The 3,200-nt window shown below is 67.2% G+C and carries 2 protein-coding genes; both read left to right on the plus strand.

Features of this window, described 5'->3' with window-relative positions; all coding sequences use genetic code 11:
* Window positions 1-224: 224 nt before the first annotated feature.
* Window positions 225-1,325: an ATP-binding protein gene (locus QZV72_RS04755; RefSeq protein ID WP_297005869.1), complete on the plus strand. Its 1,101-nt coding sequence runs from the start codon at window positions 225-227 to the stop codon at window positions 1,323-1,325.
* Between the two features lie 137 nt (window positions 1,326-1,462).
* On the plus strand, window positions 1,463-3,013 hold the full coding sequence (locus QZV72_RS04760; protein ID WP_297005871.1) for a basic amino acid/polyamine antiporter: 1,551 nt from the start codon (window positions 1,463-1,465) through the stop codon (window positions 3,011-3,013).
* Window positions 3,014-3,200 lie beyond the last annotated feature (187 nt).

Here is a 3,200-nt window from a genome sequence, read left to right on the forward strand (position 1 = left end):
AGCTGTCGATGGAGACGGCGTCCCACATCGGCGGGCTGCGTCCCCATGTGACGAACCGGTGGGAGCACAACGGCCTCGGTGTCGACGGGGCCGCCATCTTCCGCACCCTGCGTGACCTGGCCCGGGACCACTGAGGAGTGACCGCCGACGGGGCCTTGTACACAGAGGTACACAAAGTACACTGAAGTACACAAGGTACACAGATGTACACAGGAGGTCGCACCGTGCCGACAGTCCCGCAGAATCCGTTCCGCCCCTCCGCAGGAGCAGAGCCACCCCACCTGGTGGGCAGGGCAGGCCTGCTCGACGAGTTCATCTACGGACTGCAGATCAGATCGGGTGCGCCCGGACTACTCACCATCTTCACCGGAGCCCGTGGGATCGGGAAGACCGTGATGCTGGGCGAGGCCGAGGACGCCGCACGGTCGACAGGCTGGGCGGTCGTCTCCGAAACCGCCACCCCGGGATTCCTCGGACGCATCGGCGAAGCCATGCGCTCCCTCACCGACGAGTTGGGCGGCGGCCCCACAGGACGGAAGATCACCGGACTCAGCGCCGCCGGATTCTCCATCACCACCCAGCTCCCTCCCGCTCAACAGCTCGGGTGGCGGCAGATCGGTGAAAACCTGTTGCGCGTCCTGGACGGGAACAGCACCGGTCTGCTCATCACCCTCGATGAGATCCATGGGGCGGACCGGAATGAACTCGCGCAGCTGGCGGCCGTCGTCCAGCACTTCATCCGGGAACGCCTGCCCGTGGCCCTGGTGTTCGCGGGGCTCCCGGCCGCAGTCTCCGACCTGCTCAATGAGGGCGTGGCGACGTTTCTCCGTCGTGCCGACCGACTTGACCTGCACGCCGCCGCCATCGACGAGGTCGAGGCGTCCTACCTCCAGGAGTTCTCGGCACTCCCCCACCCGGTCGATCCCCCACTGGTCCGGGCGGCCGCCGAAGCCACCGCCGGCTACCCCTTCCTCATCCAGCTCGTCGGCTACCACGTCTGGCAGATGGCGGAGTCCGTCGACAGATCACTGACCGCAGAGGACCTCGACATCGCCCTTGCCGCCGCCCACCGGAGAAACAACCGCATGGTCATCGACGCCGCCCTGGCCACCACCTCCCCCAAGGATCTGGAGTTCCTGCGAGCCATGGCAGAGGATGACGGACCGTCCTCGACCGCCGACATCGGGCAGCGCCTCGGCGACCGGAAGAACACCGTCAGCAACTACCGCTCCCGGCTCATCGACGCCGGTCTGGTGCAACCGGCGGGCCGTGGCTACGTCGGCTTCGCGATCCCCGGTCTGCGCGAACACCTCCGCCAGTCGTAGACACCGGCGGATAATCCCGGTTCCACCACTGTTCCGCCCCGTTCCAACCGCCACCACCCGAACTTTGACACCCCACCGGCCCGACCCGGCGTCCGGCGTTAGGTGACCGGAAACCGACGGCACTAAGGTAACCGGCCGTGACCACTGCCCCGACCGCCACCGCCGCAGGCTCCTCCCCCGCCGCAGGCGCGCGCAACGACACCGTCCGCCTGCCGACCCTCATATCGCTGATCCTCGGCGCGTGTGTCGGATCAGGTATCTTCGCCCTGCCTCAGAACGTGGCGAGCGTCGCCTCCCCGGGTGCCGCCGTCATCGGCTGGCTCATCACCGGCGTGGGGATGCTGTGCATCGCCTTCGTCTTCCAGTCCCTGGCACAGCGCAAACCGCACCTCGATTCGGGCGTGTACAGCTACGTCCGCGCCGGCCTCGGCGATTTCGTCGGCTTCGTCTCCGGCTGGGGCTACTGGCTGGCGTCCATCATCGCGCAGGTCGGCTACGCCACCCTGTTCTTCACCGCGGTCGGGTACTTCATCCCCGTCTTCGACGGCTCACACCCGCTGGTCAACGCCATCGGTGTCTCCGTGATGACCTGGGTCATCTTCGGGGTGCTGGCCCGTGGCGTCCGGCAGGCCGCGCTGCTCAACATCGTGACCACCGCCGCGAAACTGCTGCCCATCCTCGCCTTCCTCATCATCGTCGCGTTCATCGGCTTCCACCCGGAGGTCTTCACCGCGGACTTCTGGGGACGCCTCGCCACCTTCGGCGAGGACGGCACCGGTGCCGGCGACCACACCGCCAGCTTGTCCACCCAGGTCCAGGGCATGATGCTGTTCACCGTGTGGGCGTTCATCGGGGTGGAGGGAGCCTCGGCGTACTCGCGCCGGGCGAAGACCCGGCGGGACGTCTCCCTGGCCACGCTGCTGGGCTTCCTGGCGGTCTTCCTCCTGCTCGTCCTCGTCAGCTTCCTGTCCTACGGCGTGGTCCCGCGCGACGAGCTGGCGCAGATGGGCGACAACTCCCTGGCGGAAGTGCTGGAGATCGTCGTGGGACCGTGGGGTGGGGCACTGATCTCCGTCGGCCTGGCGCTGTCCGTGCTGGGCGCCTACGTCTCCTGGCAGATGCTGTGCGCCGAGCCGATCACGATGATGGCGCAGGATGAACTGCTGCCGAAGCGGCTGGGCGAGATCAACCCGAACGGCGCGCCGGTCATCGCCCAGTTGGTGTCGGCCTGCGTCATCCAGCTGTTCATCGTCGTGTTCTTCCTCAACGAGTCCGCGTACACGACGATGGTGCAGCTCGCGACCTCGCTGTACCTCATCCCCTACCTCTTCGGTGCGCTGTACCTGCTGCTGCTCTCCACGAAGGGCAGTGGTCTGCAGCATCCGGACGCCGGACGCCTGTTCAACCTCGACGGCCCGGCCGTCTCCCGCCGGACCAATGCGCTGCACGCGGTGATCGCCGCAGTGGGCGTCCTGTATTCGCTGTGGCTGTTCTACGCCGCCGACCCGAAGTTCGTGCTGCTCGGCATGGTGCTGGTCGTGCCGGGCATGGTGATCTACGTGCTGACCCGGATCCGCAACCACGGCCGGATCTTCAACGCTTTCGAGTGGGTCGTCGTCGCAATCGTGCTGGTCGCCGCCGTCGCCGCGGTCGTGGGCATCGCCCAGGGCACGATCACCCTGGACTGACGGCACTCTTCGGCACCCGCCTGCGCATCATCGACCCGGCTCATCCGCCGGTCGAGGACAACGGCTACCTGCGCAGTGCATTGGTTGCGCTCAACCGGGAAGGAGTACGTGGACGCCGTCTTCCGTACCAACGCGGAGACCTTCTGCCTGCGGTGATGAACCGTCGCACCTGGGTCCCGGGAACAGG

This window comes from uncultured Corynebacterium sp. (assembly GCF_902782855.1).
Taxonomy (GTDB): domain Bacteria; phylum Actinomycetota; class Actinomycetes; order Mycobacteriales; family Mycobacteriaceae; genus Corynebacterium.